This is a genomic window from Klebsiella sp. R390 (assembly GCF_051131745.1).
Taxonomy (GTDB): Bacteria; Pseudomonadota; Gammaproteobacteria; order Enterobacterales; family Enterobacteriaceae; genus Klebsiella.
The window spans coordinates 1,732,652-1,747,138 of the sequence record NZ_CP180445.1 but is presented as its reverse complement, the minus strand read 5'-3'; the positions used below and the strand labels follow the sequence as shown (position 1 = coordinate 1,747,138).

Here is a 14,487-nt window from a genome sequence, read left to right as displayed (position 1 = left end):
AGGTCTATCCCTTATTTAGTACCGTGTATAAATAGGGGCCTATATTTGGCCCCTTTTTCACTTTTAAACCTGTCTGGTTCTGCGAACCGGGCAGGTCATCTCTCCCGAGGATTAAAGAATGGCTGAAATTACCGCATCCCTGGTAAAAGAGCTGCGCGAACGTACTGGCGCAGGCATGATGGATTGCAAAAAAGCGCTGACTGAAGCTAACGGCGACATCGAGCTGGCAATCGAAAACATGCGTAAATCCGGCGCGATCAAAGCGGCGAAGAAAGCAGGCAACGTTGCTGCTGACGGCGTGATCATCACTAAAATCGATGGCACCTACGGCATCATTCTGGAAGTTAACTGCCAGACTGACTTCGTTGCTAAAGATGGTGGTTTCCAGGCATTTGCTAACAAAGTTCTGGACGCAGCTGTTGCTGGCAAAATCACTGATGTTGACGTTCTGAAAGCTCAGTTCGAAGAAGAGCGTGTTGCGCTGGTTGCTAAAATCGGTGAGAACATCAACATTCGTCGCGTTTCTGCTCTGGAAGGCGACGTTCTGGGTTCATACCAGCACGGTGCACGTATCGGTGTTCTGGTTGCTGCTAAAGGCGCCGATCAGGAGCTGGTTAAACAGCTGGCAATGCACATCGCTGCAAGCAAGCCTGAGTTCGTTAAGCCGGAAGACGTTTCTGCTGAAGTCGTAGAGAAAGAGTACCAGGTTCAGCTGGACATCGCGATGCAGTCTGGTAAGCCGAAAGAAATCGCAGAGAAAATGGTTGAAGGCCGCATGAAGAAATTCACCGGCGAAGTTTCTCTGACTGGCCAGCCGTTCGTAATGGACCCGAGCAAATCTGTTGCTCAGCTGCTGAAAGAGCACAACGCTGACGTAACTGGCTTCATCCGCTTTGAAGTGGGCGAAGGCATCGAGAAAGTTGAGACCGACTTTGCAGCAGAAGTTGCTGCGATGTCCAAGCAGTCTTAATTTTCACAAGGAGCCGCCTGAGGGCGGCTTCTTTTTGTGCCCGTTTTGTAAATTCAGCGCAATGCTTATAGTGACTGTGCTGAAAAGCGACATACAATGTCGCCAGAATTAACTCATCTCACTTGTTACCGTCTCAGGAAAGAAACATGGCTACCAATGCAAAACCTGTCTACAAACGTATTCTGCTTAAGTTAAGTGGCGAAGCTCTGCAGGGTTCGGAAGGCTTCGGTATTGATGCAAGCATACTTGACCGTATGGCTCAGGAAATCAAAGAACTGGTTGAACTGGGTATTCAGGTCGGCGTCGTGATTGGTGGTGGTAACCTGTTCCGTGGTGCTGGTCTGGCGAAAGCGGGTATGAACCGCGTTGTGGGCGACCACATGGGCATGCTGGCAACGGTGATGAACGGCCTTGCAATGCGAGATTCTCTCCATCGCGCCTATGTGAACGCTCGCCTGATGTCAGCGATTCCGCTGAATGGCGTGTGTGATAATTACAGCTGGGCGGAAGCGATCAGCCTGCTGCGTAACAACCGCGTGGTGATTCTTTCTGCCGGTACCGGTAATCCATTCTTCACTACCGACTCTGCAGCCTGCCTGCGCGGTATTGAAATCGAAGCCGATGTCGTGCTGAAGGCCACTAAAGTTGACGGTGTATTTACTGCTGACCCGGCCAAAGATCCGACTGCAACGATGTACGAGCAACTGAGCTACAACGAAGTGCTTGATAAAGAACTGAAAGTCATGGATCTGGCCGCCTTTACCCTGGCGCGTGACCATAAATTGCCGATTCGCGTCTTCAACATGAATAAACCTGGCGCACTGCGTCGCGTGGTGATGGGCGAAAAAGAAGGCACTTTGATTACAGAATAATTCCCGTCAGCGCCAAATCCGGGTAATATTCCGCTTTACTTTCGCGGGCGTATTGCCCGGTGATTTGCATTAAACCTGACTATACTTAGCTCACTTTTGCGGTGAGCGACCGTCTGGTCTGTCTGAGACAAGTTTTCAAGGATTCGTAACGTGATTAGCGATATCAGAAAAGATGCTGAAGTACGCATGGAAAAATGCGTCGAAGCGTTCAAAACCCAAATCAGCAAAATACGCACGGGTCGTGCTTCTCCCAGCCTGCTGGATGGCATCGTCGTGGAATACTACGGCACGCCGACGCCGCTGCGTCAGCTGGCAAGCGTAACGGTAGAAGACTCACGTACTCTGAAAATCAACGTGTTCGATCGCTCTATGAGCCCGGCCGTTGAGAAAGCCATCATGGCTTCTGACCTCGGCCTGAACCCAAGCTCCGCGGGTACCGACATTCGCGTACCGCTGCCGCCGCTGACGGAAGAACGTCGTAAAGATCTGACCAAGATCGTACGCGCAGAAGCCGAGCAGGCTCGCGTGTCAGTACGTAACGTTCGTCGTGATGCCAACGACAAAGTCAAAGCGCTGCTGAAAGACAAAGAGATCAGCGAAGATGACGATCGCCGTTCTCAGGACGACGTGCAGAAAATGACTGACGCCGCCATTAAGAAAGTTGATGCGGCGCTGGCAGATAAAGAAGCGGAACTGATGCAGTTCTGATTCTCTGCTAAAGCGACTGCTGCGCATCACTGCTGATGGGCTGCGGTCGTCAAGTCTGAAACGCCGTACAGAAGACCGAACGCTTAGTTCCTGGGAATGAGTTAAACGGGTTGCCTTTAACGCTTGTTAAAGGCGATCTTGTGCAAAACCATTCCCATATTACTGATGTGTAAGGGCTTGCTGGCGGCGTTTTTCTTTTTATCCTGTCTCAATTCTTCTGGACATCTCATGAAGCAATTAACCGTTCTCGGTTCGACCGGTTCAATTGGATGCAGCACGCTGGATGTGGTGCGCCATAACCCCGAACGCTTTTCCATCGCCGCGCTGGTCGCGGGGAAAAATGTCGACCGCATGGTTGAACAATGTCTGGAATTCTCCCCTGGCTACGCGGTCATGGACGATGCGCAAAGTGCGGATATGTTGCGCATCCGGCTGCGTGAAAGCGGTAGCCGTACTGAAGTATTGAGCGGCCAGCAGGCTGCCGCTGACGTTGCTGCGATGGAGCACGTTGATCAGGTGATGGCCGCGATCGTGGGTGCTGCAGGACTGGTGCCGACGCTGGCGGCAATTCGTGCCGGTAAAACGGTACTGCTGGCAAATAAAGAATCGCTGGTGACCTGCGGGCGTCTGTTTATGGATGCGGTGCAGCAGTCCGGCGCGCGTTTATTACCCGTTGATAGTGAACATAACGCCATTTTTCAGAGTATGCCGGTAACCGTTCAACATAATCTTGGATACGCTGATTTAACGCAGAATGGCGTTTCGTCGATTCTGCTGACCGGTTCGGGTGGTCCTTTCCGGGAGACAGCAATAGCCGACCTGGCTGCAATGACGCCAGATCAGGCCTGTCGCCATCCTAACTGGTCAATGGGACGCAAGATTTCCGTGGATTCCGCCACCATGATGAACAAGGGGCTGGAATATATCGAAGCCCGCTGGTTGTTCAATGCCTCGGCCCGGCAGATGGAAGTGCTGATTCACCCGCAGTCCGTGATCCATTCTATGGTGCGTTATCTTGACGGTAGCGTTATTGCGCAGCTTGGAGAACCAGACATGCGCACGCCTATCGCCCATACGATGGGGTGGCCAGAACGCCTCAATTCCGGTGTACCAGCGTTAGATTTCTGCCAGTTGAGTCACCTGAGCTTTTCCGCGCCGGATTATGGACGTTACCCCTGTCTGAAACTGGCGATGGATGCATTTGAGCATGGTCAGGCGGCGACTACGGCGCTGAATGCGGCCAATGAAATCTCCGTGGCCGCCTTCCTGGCGCAAGAAATTCGCTTCACCGATATTGCTGCGATCAACCAGGCCGTGCTGGATCGACTGACGCTGGATGAACCTCAAAGCATTGAGGAAGTGCTGGCCATTGACGCCCATGCCAGGGTGAGCGCACAGCAACAGATTAAACATCTGATAACGCGGGTCTGAACCTCAGCGACACGCTGTGATATTTGTGGGCGCTGGGCTTCGGTGATATAGTCTGCGCCACCCAATCGTTGCATATTGATGTAATAGATTGCGGTGGCCGTGGAAAAACACGGCTTTTTTGCGTAAAGCTTTTGGTTGTTCTCTGCGATTAGCTGCAGCTTCGGCACTGGATAAAAATGCGTATACAGCGCTGACCTGTTGCTTGCGTTTAGTGGCTTGGCTAATCCTTATTATGGACTTAAAACGCATATATGTTGTCTGCTAATCACACTGTCAGCGAAGGGGCGCTTGCTCATGGCTGCCGTCATGTCGCCATTATTATGGATGGCAACGGTCGTTGGGCTAAGCAACAAGGAAAAATTCGCGCATTCGGCCATAAAGCCGGGGCGAAATCGGTTCGTCGTGCGGTTTCTTTCGCGGCGAACAATGGTATTGAAGCGTTGACGCTATACGCATTCAGCAGTGAGAACTGGAACCGTCCCGCGCAGGAAGTCACGGCATTGATGGAACTGTTTGTCTGGGCACTGGATAGCGAAGTCAAAAGTCTGCACCGGCACAACGTCCGTTTGCGGATCATCGGCGATACAACGCGTTTTAATTCCCGTTTACAGGAGCGTATCCGCAAAGCGGAAGCGTTGACGGAAAACAACACGGGCTTAACGCTGAATATTGCAGCGAACTATGGTGGGCGCTGGGATATTACTCAGGGCGTCCGCCAACTGGCTGAACAGGTACAGAAAGGGTTACTTCAGCCCGCACAGATCACCGAAGACATGCTGAGTCAGCAGGTCTGTATGCATGAGCTGGCACCTGTAGATTTAGTTATTAGGACCGGGGGAGAGCATCGCATCAGTAATTTTTTGATTTGGCAAATTGCCTATGCCGAACTTTACTTTACCGATGTTCTTTGGCCCGATTTTGCTGAACAGGACTTTGAAGGTGCACTCCATGCCTTTGTTAATCGAGAGCGTCGTTTCGGCGGCACTGAGCCGGGTGGCAATCATGCCTGATGGGGGTCACTTTTGCTGAAGTATCGCCTGATATCGGCTTTGGTCTTAATTCCCGCGGTGATTGCGGCGCTTTTTCTGTTGCCGCCGGCGGGTTTCGCTATTGTCACGCTGGTTGTCTGCATGCTCGCGGCATGGGAATGGGGACAATTTAGCGGTTTCACTTCTACCTCACAACGCATCTGGCTGGCGCTGCTTTGCGGCTTGCTGTTAGCGTTGATGCTTTTCCTGATGCCAGAATACCACTATGACGTTCATCAACCTTTGGTTGAGGGATCGCTGTGGGCATCGTTTGGCTGGTGGATTGTGGCGCTGCTGCTGGTGCTGTCTTACCCGGCATCTGCTGCATTCTGGCGAAACTCAAAAGTTCTGCGCCTGATCTTCGGCATTCTGACTATCGTTCCCTTTTTCTGGGGCATGCTGGCGTTGCGCGCATGGCACTATTCCGATAATCACTACAGCGGCGCGCTGTGGTTGCTGTACGTGATGATTCTTGTCTGGGGTGCCGATTCCGGTGCCTATATGTTTGGCAAGTTGTTCGGTAAGCACAAGCTGGCACCGAAGGTGTCTCCGGGGAAAACCTGGCAGGGTTTCTTCGGTGGCCTGGTGACCGCCGCAGTGATCTCCTGGGCCTACGGTCTGTGGGCAAATCTCGATGTGACCCCAACGGTACTGCTGATTTGTTCGGTGGTAGCCGCGCTGGCATCAGTACTGGGTGACCTGACAGAGAGTATGTTTAAGCGAGAGGCCGGCATTAAGGATAGCGGTCATCTGATTCCCGGACACGGTGGAATACTGGATCGTATCGATAGCCTGACGGCGGCGGTACCGGTGTTTGCCTGTTTGCTATTGTTGGTCTTCAGGACGATTTGACGGAAGGTTTTATGCTAAGCGTACTCTGGAATTTGGCTGCCTTTATCATTGCGCTGGGCGTATTGATTACCGTGCATGAGTTTGGTCATTTCTGGGTGGCTCGTCGCTGTGGCGTTCGCGTTGAACGCTTCTCCATTGGCTTTGGCAAAGCGTTATGGCGACGATACGACAAGCAGGGGACTGAATTCGTCATCGCGCTTATCCCACTCGGGGGTTACGTCAAGATGCTCGACGAACGCGTCGAGCCGGTGGCACCTGAGATGCGACACTACGCGTTTAACAACAAAACCGTCGGTCAGCGGGCGGCGGTGATCGCCGCCGGGCCTATCGCCAACTTCATTTTTGCCATCTTTGCCTACTGGCTGGTCTTTATTATCGGCGTCCCTGGTGTTCGCCCTGTCGTTGGCGAAATAGTACCCGATTCGATTGCCGCGCACGCACAAATTGCAAAAGGAACGGAACTTAAAGCGATAGATGGCATCGAAACGCCTGATTGGGATGCCGTGCGTATGGCGCTGGTGACGAAGATTGGTGATGAGCAAACAATAGTTTCGGTCGCCCCTTTCGGCAGCAGCCAGCGTCAGGATAAAATCCTCGATCTGCGACACTGGGCTTTCGAACCGGATAAACAAGATCCGGTAACGTCGTTAGGTATTCAGCCTCGTAGCGCGCAGATTGATACGGTGCTGGCTGAAGTACAGGCAAACTCGGCTGCGAAGAAGGCTGGTTTGCAAGCGGGCGACAGGATCGTTAAAGTCGATGGTCAGCCGTTAACGCAGTGGATGATGTTCGTTAACCTGGTGCGTGACAACCCAGGCAAGGCGCTGGTGTTGGACATTGAGCGACAGGGGACACCCTTATCTGTTACGCTGACGCCGGATACGAAGTCCGCGAAAGGTAAGACTGAAGGGTTTGCAGGAGTGGTACCAAAGGTCATTCCGCTGCCCGATGAATATAAGACAGTGCGTCAGTATGGGCCGTTTGCGGCCATTGCTGAAGCCACGGATAAAACCTGGCAACTGATGTCGTTGACGGTCAGGATGTTGGGTAAATTGATAACCGGTGATGTCAAACTGAACAACCTCAGCGGGCCGATTTCTATCGCCCAGGGGGCTGGAATGTCAGCGGAGTTTGGGTTGATTTATTATCTGATGTTCCTCGCGCTGATTAGCGTGAACCTCGGAATAATCAATCTGTTCCCGCTTCCCGTCCTGGACGGGGGGCACCTGCTGTTTTTGGCAATTGAAAAGCTGAAGGGCGGGCCGGTATCCGAGCGAGTTCAAGACTTTAGTTATCGCATTGGCTCAATACTGCTGGTGTTGTTAATGGGGCTTGCACTTTTCAATGATTTCTCTCGGTTGTAAGAGAGTTTGTTAGGAAGAACGCATAATAACGATGGCGATGAAAAAGTTGCTCATAGCGTCGCTGCTGTTTAGCAGCGCAACCGTATACGGTGCTGAAGGGTTCGTGGTGAAGGACATTCATTTCGAAGGCTTGCAGCGTGTCGCTGTTGGTGCGGCCCTTCTCAGTATGCCAGTGCGTCCTGGCGATACGGTAACCGATGATGATATCAGTAACACCATCCGTGCTCTGTTTGCCACTGGCAACTTTGAGGACGTCCGCGTCCTGCGCGATGGTGATACCCTGTTGGTGCAGGTGAAAGAGCGCCCAACGATTGCCAGCATCACCTTCTCCGGTAACAAATCGGTGAAGGATGACATGCTCAAGCAAAACCTTGAGGCATCCGGTGTTCGTGTCGGGGAATCTCTTGACCGCACGACGCTTGCTGATATCGAGAAAGGGCTGGAAGATTTCTACTACAGCGTCGGTAAATACAGCGCCAGCGTAAAAGCTGTCGTCACACCGCTGCCACGTAACCGTGTCGACCTGAAACTGGTGTTCCAGGAAGGCGTTTCGGCGAAAATCCAGCAGATTAACATTGTCGGTAACCATGCATTCAGCACCGATGAACTGATCTCAACATTCCAGCTGCGTGATGAAGTGCCGTGGTGGAACGTGGTCGGCGACCGTAAATACCAGAAACAGAAACTGGCAGGGGATCTCGAAACCCTGCGCAGCTACTATCTGGATCGCGGCTACGCACGTTTCAACATCGACTCCACGCAGGTAAGCCTGACGCCAGATAAAAAAGGCATCTACATCACCGTCAACATTACAGAAGGCGAGCAGTACAAGCTTTCTGGTGTACAGGTGACGGGCGATCTGGCAGGTCATTCGGCGGAAATCGAAGCCTTGACCAAGGTGGAACCGGGCGAGCTGTATAACGGTGCCAAAGTGACCAAAATGGAGAATGATATTAAGAAACTCCTCGGTCGCTACGGTTACGCCTATCCGCGCGTACAGTCCCAGCCGGAAATCAACGATACCGATAAGACCGTGAAGCTGCACGTCAATGTTGATGCGGGCAACCGCTACTACGTGCGTAAAATTCGCTTCGAAGGCAACGACACGTCAAAAGACTCCGTTCTGCGTCGCGAAATGCGTCAGATGGAAGGGGCCTGGCTGGGCAGCGATATGGTCGATCAGGGTAAAGATCGTCTGAATCGCTTAGGCTACTTTGAAACGGTAGATACCGATACGCAGCGCGTGCCAGGTAGCCCGGATCAGGTTGATGTTGTCTATAAGGTCAAAGAACGTAACACCGGTAGCTTCAACTTCGGTATCGGTTACGGTACGGAAAGTGGCGTAAGCTTCCAGGCTGGCGTTCAGCAGGACAACTGGTTAGGTACCGGCTATTCCGTTGGAATTAACGGCACCAAAAACGATTATCAGACCTATACTGAACTGTCGGTAACCAACCCGTATTTCACCGTGGATGGCGTGAGCCTCGGTGGTCGTATCTTCTATAACGACTTCGACGCGAATGATGCGGACCTGTCTGACTATACCAACAAAAGCTATGGTACAGACGTCACGCTGGGCTTCCCGGTTAACGAATACAACACCCTGCGTGCAGGCCTGGGTTATGTCCATAACTCCTTGTCCAACATGCAGCCGCAGGTGTCAATGTGGCGTTACCTGAACTCAATGGGTCAGAATCCGGGCACGACGGATGATAATAACTCATTCAGCGCGAACGACTTCACCTTCAACTACGGGTGGACCTATAACAAACTCGACCGTGGCTTCTTCCCAACGGAAGGTTCGCGAGTCAACCTGAATGGTAAAGTGACCATTCCAGGTTCTGATAACGAATACTACAAAGCTACGCTGGATACAGCGACCTACGTACCGATCGATAACGACCACAAGTGGGTTGTGCTGGGACGTACTCGCTTCGGTTATGGTGACGGTATTGGCGGTAAAGAGATGCCGTTCTACGAGAACTTCTACGCCGGTGGTTCAAGCACCGTTCGTGGGTTCCAGTCGAACACCATTGGCCCGAAAGCGGTATATTTCCCGGCCAGCAATCGTCATGATGACGATGACAACTATGACAGCAACTGTAAGAGCACTGAATCTGCACCGTGTAAATCGGATGATGCGGTGGGCGGTAACGCCATGGCTGTGGCCAGCCTTGAGCTGATCACTCCTACACCATTTATCAGCGATAAGTATGCTAACTCGGTCCGTACCTCGTTCTTCTGGGATATGGGTACCGTGTGGGATACACATTGGGATTCAAGCGCTTACGCGGGTTATCCGGATTACGGTGACCCGAGCAACATCCGTATGTCCGCCGGTATTGCGGTACAGTGGATGTCGCCGTTGGGGCCGTTGGTCTTCTCCTACGCCCAACCGTTTAAAAAGTACGAGGGAGACAAAGCCGAACAGTTCCAGTTTAACATTGGTAAAACCTGGTAATTGTGGGCAGCAAAGGAATGTAAGTGCAGTATAGCGCTGACTTTAGGCGATAACCGCGGTTATCGCCTGGCCACGCAAATAACGGTACCCCTGGGTACTCATGGGATGGTAAGGAGTTAATTGTGAAAAAGTGGTTATTAGCTGCAGGTCTGGGTTTGGCAATGGTAACTTCCGCGCAGGCGGCAGATAAAATTGCAATGGTTAACATGAACAGCCTGTTCCAACAGGTAGCCCAGAAAACGGGTGTTTCTAATACGCTGGAAAACGAGTTCAAAGGCCGCGCAAGCGAGCTGCAGCGTATGGAAGGCGACCTGCAGTCCAAAATGCAGCGTCTGCAGTCTATGAAGCCGGGTGCCGACCGTACCAAGCTGGAAAAAGACGTTATGGCTCAGCGCCAGACTTTCTCTCAGAAGGCACAGTCTTTTGAGCAGGATCGTTCACGTCGTTCCAACGAAGAACGTGGCAAACTGGTTAACCGTATCCAGACCGCTGTGAAAAGCGTAGCGAGCAGCCAGAGCATCGACCTGGTTGTTGATTCTAATGCCGTTGCATACAACAGCAGCGATGTGAAAGACATCACCGCTGATGTGCTGAAACAGGTTAAATAAGTAATGCCTTCAATTCGACTGGCTGATCTTGCGCAGCAGTTGGATGCAGAATTACACGGTGATGGCGATATCGTCATCACCGGTGTTGCGTCCATGCAGACTGCCAAAGCAGGCCATATTACGTTCATGGTAAATCCTAAATACCGTGAACACCTGGCCGCATGCCAGGCTTCTGCCGTCGTGATGACGCAGGACGATTTACCTTTTGCCCAAGGCGCCGCGTTGGTAGTGCGTAACCCCTACCTGACTTACGCGCGCATGGCTCAAATTCTGGATACTACGCCGCAGCCGGCGCAGAATATCGCACCCAGCGCGGTGATTGATAGCACGGCGAAGCTAGGTAAAAACGTTGCGATTGGCCCGAATGCCGTTATCGAATCTGATGTTGAGCTTGGCGATAACGTCGTGATTGGTGCCGGATGCTTCGTCGGTAAAAAGACCAAAATTGGCGCAGGCTCCCGTTTGTGGGCCAACGTGAGCATTTACCATGAGATTGAGATCGGTGAGAATTGCCTGATTCAGTCCAGTACGGTGATTGGCGCAGATGGCTTCGGCTATGCCAACGATCGTGGTAACTGGGTGAAGATCCCACAATTAGGTCGCGTGATTATTGGCGATCGTGTGGAGATTGGTGCCTGTACGACCATTGACCGTGGCGCGCTGGATGATACCGTCATCGGTAATGGCGTGATTATTGATAATCAGTGCCAGATTGCGCATAACGTTGTGATTGGCGACAATACGGCCGTTGCTGGTGGCGTGATCATGGCAGGCAGCCTGAAAATTGGCCGTTACTGCATGATCGGCGGCGCGAGCGTCATCAACGGGCATATGGAAATCTGCGATAAAGTCACCGTTACCGGAATGGGTATGGTGATGCGTCCTATTACCGAGCCTGGCGTCTATTCATCAGGTATTCCGCTGCAGCCGAACAAAGTCTGGCGTAAAACAGCAGCGTTGGTGATGAACATTGACGAGATAAGCAAACGTCTCAAATCAATCGAACGGAAGGTTAATCAGCAAGATTAACGTCTCTGTTAACACACGGCATCATGTAAGCGATATCGTAACGGCGGTTGCTGCTGACAACGATGTGGCCTAAGAGATGATGTGTAAAAATTTTCGGCCTGTTGCATTCATAAGATTGCAGCAGGCCGTGTTATTATTGCATTTTAGTATATTTAGACAGGAAGAGTATTTTGACTACTGAAACTCATACTCTGCATATTGAAGAGATTCTGGAACTTCTGCCTCACCGTTACCCGTTCCTGCTGGTAGACCGTGTGCTGGATTTTGAAGAAGGCCGTTTTCTGCGCGCAGTAAAAAATGTTTCTGTTAACGAGCCGTTTTTCCAGGGGCACTTCCCTGGTAAGCCGATTTTACCTGGCGTGTTAATTCTGGAAGCGATGGCTCAGGCCACCGGGATTCTGGCATTTAAAAGCGTGGGTAAACTCGAACCTGGCGAACTGTATTACTTCGCGGGGATTGATGAAGCGCGTTTCAAACGTCCGGTAGTACCTGGCGATCAGATGATTATGGAAGTCACTTTCGAGAAAACCCGCCGTGGCCTGACGCGTTTCAAAGGTGTGGCACTGGTTGACGGTAAAGTGGTTTGCGAAGCAACGATGATGTGTGCGCGTAGCCGGGAGGCCTGATACGTGATTGATAAAACCGCCTTTATTCATCCTACTGCCATTGTGGAAGAGGGCGCCATTATTGGTGCTAACGCTCACATTGGCCCGTTTTGTATTGTTGGTGCTCACGTCGAAATCGGCGAAGGTACCGTACTGAAGTCTCATGTTGTTGTTAATGGCCACACTAAAATTGGTCGTGATAACGAGATCTATCAGTTCGCTTCCATCGGTGAAGTTAACCAGGATTTGAAATACGCTGGCGAACCGACCCGGGTGGAAATTGGCGATCGCAACCGCATTCGCGAAAGCGTCACCATTCATCGCGGCACAGTACAGGGCGGTGGATTAACGAAGGTGGGCAGCGATAACTTGCTGATGATCAACGCGCACGTTGCACACGATTGCACGGTCGGCGACCGCTGTATTCTGGCGAATAACGCCACGCTGGCCGGGCATGTTTCACTGGATGATTTCGTTATCATCGGTGGCATGACCGCAGTGCATCAGTTCTGCATCATCGGCGCGCACGTCATGGTAGGCGGCTGTTCCGGCGTCGCACAGGACGTACCGCCGTTCGTGATTGCTCAGGGCAACCACGCGACGCCGTATGGCGTCAATATTGAAGGCCTGAAGCGCCGTGGCTTTAGCCGCGAAGCGATTACCGCAATTCGTAACGCCTATAAACTGTTGTATCGCAGCGGCAAAACGCTGGACGAAGCCAAACCGGAAATCGCCGAGCTGGCCGCTCAGCACCCTGAAGTACAGCCATTTGTCGATTTCTTCGCCCGTTCTACACGCGGCCTGATTCGTTAATGTCTGCACAGCGTCCCCTGACGATTGCCCTTGTCGCCGGAGAAACCTCCGGCGATATTCTTGGTGCAGGTCTGATCCGCGCGCTCAAAGCACGTATCCCCGATGCTCGCTTTGTTGGCGTGGCGGGACCGCTTATGCAGGCCGAAGGCTGTGAAGCCTGGTACGAAATGGAAGAGCTGGCCGTGATGGGCATTGTTGAAGTGCTCGGACGACTGCGCCGCCTGCTGCATATTCGCGCCGACCTGACCCGACGGTTTACCGAGCTGCAGCCCGATGTGTTCGTTGGGATTGATGCGCCTGATTTTAACATTACCCTTGAGGGTAACCTGAAAAAACAGGGCATCAGAACCATTCATTACGTCAGCCCGTCAGTGTGGGCATGGCGCCAAAAACGCGTTTTCAAAATTGGCAGAGCGACCGATCTGGTGCTGGCATTTCTGCCTTTCGAAAAAGCGTTTTATGACCGGTTTAACGTTCCCTGCCGGTTTATCGGCCACACCATGGCTGATGCGATGCCGCTGGATCCGGACAAAAACGCCGCACGTGAGCGTTTAGGTATTGCCCGGGATGTCCACTGCCTGGCGCTGCTACCGGGCAGTCGTGGTGCTGAAGTGGAAATGCTCAGTGCCGACTTTCTGAAAACCGCGCAGATTTTACGCGAAGACTATCCCGACCTGCAGGTACTGGTACCACTGGTGAATGCGAAACGCCGGGAGCAGTTTGAACGCATTAAAGCGGAAACGGCACCGGAGCTCACGGTACATCTGCTGGATGGACAAGCGCGTGATGCGATGATTGCCAGCGATGCGGCTCTGCTGGCCTCCGGTACCGCGGCACTGGAGTGTATGCTGGCGAAGTGCCCGATGGTCGTGGGCTATCGCATGAAGCCGTTTACCTTCTGGCTGGCGAAACGGTTGGTGAAAACCGACTATGTCTCCTTACCGAATCTGCTGGCCGGGCGGGAACTGGTGAAAGAGCTGCTGCAGGACGAGTGCCAGCCGCAGTCACTGGCCGATGCGCTGCGGCCGTTGCTGGCTGATGGCAAGACCAGCCATGACATGCACGACACCTTCCGGGCGCTGCATCAACAGATTCGTTGCAATGCCGATGAGCAGGCAGCGGATGCAGTACTGGAGCTAGCAAAATGATTGAGTTTGTTTACCCACATACCCACCTGGTGGCTGGCGTTGACGAAGTCGGCCGTGGGCCGTTGGTTGGCGCGGTGGTCACCGCCGCGGTGATCCTTGACCCGGAAAAGCCGATTGTGGGCCTCAACGACTCGAAAAAATTAAGCGAAAAGCGTCGACTGGCGCTGTTCGACGAAATCAAAGAAAAGGCACTGTGCTGGAGTCTGGGTCGCGCGGAACCCCATGAAATTGATGAGCTAAATATCCTTCATGCAACGATGCTGGCAATGCAGCGTGCCGTTGCTGGCCTGACTGTGGTGCCGGAGTTTGTGCTAATTGATGGCAACCGTTGCCCGTCGCTGCCGATACCTGCTCAGGCGGTGGTCAAAGGCGATAGCCGGGTGGCAGAAATCAGCGCAGCGTCTATTCTGGCTAAAGTCGTGCGCGATGCGGAAATGACCGCTTTGGATCTCGAATTTCCGCAATATGGCTTTGCACAGCATAAAGGCTATCCTACCGCTTTCCATCTGGAAAAACTGATCGAACATGGCGCAACCGAACACCATCGGCGTAGTTTTGGCCCGGTAAAACGCGCGCTGGGCCTTGCGTCCTGATTCTT

Annotated in this window: 14 protein-coding genes; all 14 read left to right on the top strand. The window is 52.6% G+C overall.

What is annotated here, in order from left to right; genetic code table 11:
• The first annotated feature begins 118 nt into the window (after nucleotides 1-118).
• The 14 genes from tsf to rnhB all read left to right on the top strand — a co-directional run bounded on the left by tsf (nucleotide 119) and on the right by rnhB (nucleotide 14,482).
• Complete coding sequence (gene tsf, locus ACMYSP_RS08180) at nucleotides 119-970, top strand: translation elongation factor Ts (protein WP_123757413.1); 852 nt, start codon at nucleotides 119-121, stop codon at nucleotides 968-970.
• A gap of 146 nt (nucleotides 971-1,116) precedes the next feature.
• Nucleotides 1,117-1,842 carry a UMP kinase gene (gene pyrH / locus ACMYSP_RS08175; protein ID WP_434586299.1) on the top strand — a complete coding sequence of 242 codons (726 nt, stop codon included), beginning with the start codon at nucleotides 1,117-1,119 and terminating at the stop codon, nucleotides 1,840-1,842.
• 150 nt (nucleotides 1,843-1,992) lie between these two features.
• Nucleotides 1,993-2,550 carry a ribosome recycling factor gene (frr, locus tag ACMYSP_RS08170; protein WP_004858114.1) on the top strand — a complete coding sequence of 186 codons (558 nt, stop codon included), beginning with the start codon at nucleotides 1,993-1,995 and terminating at the stop codon, nucleotides 2,548-2,550.
• Nucleotides 2,551-2,778: 228 nt separating this feature from the next.
• Nucleotides 2,779-3,981 (top strand): 1-deoxy-D-xylulose-5-phosphate reductoisomerase, encoded by a 1,203-nt coding sequence (ispC, locus tag ACMYSP_RS08165; RefSeq protein WP_434586298.1) that lies wholly within the window; start codon nucleotides 2,779-2,781, stop codon nucleotides 3,979-3,981.
• Nucleotides 3,982-4,232: 251 nt separating this feature from the next.
• Entirely contained in the window at nucleotides 4,233-4,991 is a 759-nt protein-coding gene (ispU, locus tag ACMYSP_RS08160; protein ID WP_434586297.1) for a (2E,6E)-farnesyl-diphosphate-specific ditrans,polycis-undecaprenyl-diphosphate synthase, read from the top strand.
• 12 nt (nucleotides 4,992-5,003) lie between these two features.
• Nucleotides 5,004-5,861 carry a phosphatidate cytidylyltransferase gene (gene cdsA / locus ACMYSP_RS08155; RefSeq protein WP_434586296.1) on the top strand — a complete coding sequence of 286 codons (858 nt, stop codon included), beginning with the start codon at nucleotides 5,004-5,006 and terminating at the stop codon, nucleotides 5,859-5,861.
• Between the two features lie 11 nt (nucleotides 5,862-5,872).
• Entirely contained in the window at nucleotides 5,873-7,225 is a 1,353-nt protein-coding gene (gene rseP, locus ACMYSP_RS08150; RefSeq protein ID WP_434587045.1) for a sigma E protease regulator RseP, read from the top strand.
• Nucleotides 7,226-7,256: 31 nt separating this feature from the next.
• The gene (bamA, locus tag ACMYSP_RS08145; RefSeq protein WP_434586295.1) at nucleotides 7,257-9,686 is read left to right on the top strand and encodes an outer membrane protein assembly factor BamA; all 2,430 of its coding nucleotides are present in this window, start codon (nucleotides 7,257-7,259) and stop codon (nucleotides 9,684-9,686) included.
• A gap of 122 nt (nucleotides 9,687-9,808) precedes the next feature.
• A complete protein-coding gene (gene skp, locus ACMYSP_RS08140; RefSeq protein WP_123757406.1) occupies nucleotides 9,809-10,294 on the top strand; it encodes a molecular chaperone Skp in 486 nt (161 codons plus the stop codon).
• Nucleotides 10,295-10,297: 3 nt separating this feature from the next.
• Nucleotides 10,298-11,323 carry a UDP-3-O-(3-hydroxymyristoyl)glucosamine N-acyltransferase gene (gene lpxD, locus ACMYSP_RS08135; RefSeq protein WP_434586294.1) on the top strand — a complete coding sequence of 342 codons (1,026 nt, stop codon included), beginning with the start codon at nucleotides 10,298-10,300 and terminating at the stop codon, nucleotides 11,321-11,323.
• 170 nt (nucleotides 11,324-11,493) lie between these two features.
• A complete protein-coding gene (gene fabZ, locus ACMYSP_RS08130) occupies nucleotides 11,494-11,949 on the top strand; it encodes a 3-hydroxyacyl-ACP dehydratase FabZ (RefSeq protein ID WP_004858132.1) in 456 nt (151 codons plus the stop codon).
• Nucleotides 11,950-11,952: 3 nt separating this feature from the next.
• Nucleotides 11,953-12,741 (top strand): acyl-ACP--UDP-N-acetylglucosamine O-acyltransferase, encoded by a 789-nt coding sequence (gene lpxA / locus ACMYSP_RS08125; RefSeq protein ID WP_434586293.1) that lies wholly within the window; start codon nucleotides 11,953-11,955, stop codon nucleotides 12,739-12,741.
• Nucleotides 12,741-13,889 carry a lipid-A-disaccharide synthase gene (gene lpxB, locus ACMYSP_RS08120; RefSeq protein WP_434586292.1) on the top strand — a complete coding sequence of 383 codons (1,149 nt, stop codon included), beginning with the start codon at nucleotides 12,741-12,743 and terminating at the stop codon, nucleotides 13,887-13,889. Before lpxA ends, lpxB begins: the two co-directional genes overlap by 1 nt.
• Nucleotides 13,886-14,482, top strand: a complete 597-nt coding sequence (gene rnhB, locus ACMYSP_RS08115; RefSeq protein WP_434586291.1) for a ribonuclease HII — start codon at nucleotides 13,886-13,888, stop codon at nucleotides 14,480-14,482. The genes lpxB and rnhB overlap by 4 nt, the downstream gene beginning before the upstream one ends.
• The last annotated feature ends 5 nt before the right edge of the window (nucleotides 14,483-14,487 follow it).

What these genes read in the sequence shown, in the direction of transcription:
- lpxB (WP_434586292.1), top strand. Translation starts at nt 12,741, where the DNA reads ATGTCTGCACAGCGTCCCCTGACGATTGCCCTTGTCGCCGGAGAAACC.
- ispC (WP_434586298.1), top strand. Translation starts at nt 2,779, where the DNA reads ATGAAGCAATTAACCGTTCTCGGTTCGACCGGTTCAATTGGATGCAGC.
- lpxD (WP_434586294.1), top strand. Translation starts at nt 10,298, where the DNA reads ATGCCTTCAATTCGACTGGCTGATCTTGCGCAGCAGTTGGATGCAGAA.
- ispU (WP_434586297.1), top strand. Translation starts at nt 4,233, where the DNA reads ATGTTGTCTGCTAATCACACTGTCAGCGAAGGGGCGCTTGCTCATGGC.
- pyrH (WP_434586299.1), top strand. Translation starts at nt 1,117, where the DNA reads ATGGCTACCAATGCAAAACCTGTCTACAAACGTATTCTGCTTAAGTTA.
- rseP (WP_434587045.1), top strand. Translation starts at nt 5,873, where the DNA reads ATGCTAAGCGTACTCTGGAATTTGGCTGCCTTTATCATTGCGCTGGGC.
- bamA (WP_434586295.1), top strand. Translation starts at nt 7,257, where the DNA reads ATGGCGATGAAAAAGTTGCTCATAGCGTCGCTGCTGTTTAGCAGCGCA.
- tsf (WP_123757413.1), top strand. Translation starts at nt 119, where the DNA reads ATGGCTGAAATTACCGCATCCCTGGTAAAAGAGCTGCGCGAACGTACT.
- rnhB (WP_434586291.1), top strand. Translation starts at nt 13,886, where the DNA reads ATGATTGAGTTTGTTTACCCACATACCCACCTGGTGGCTGGCGTTGAC.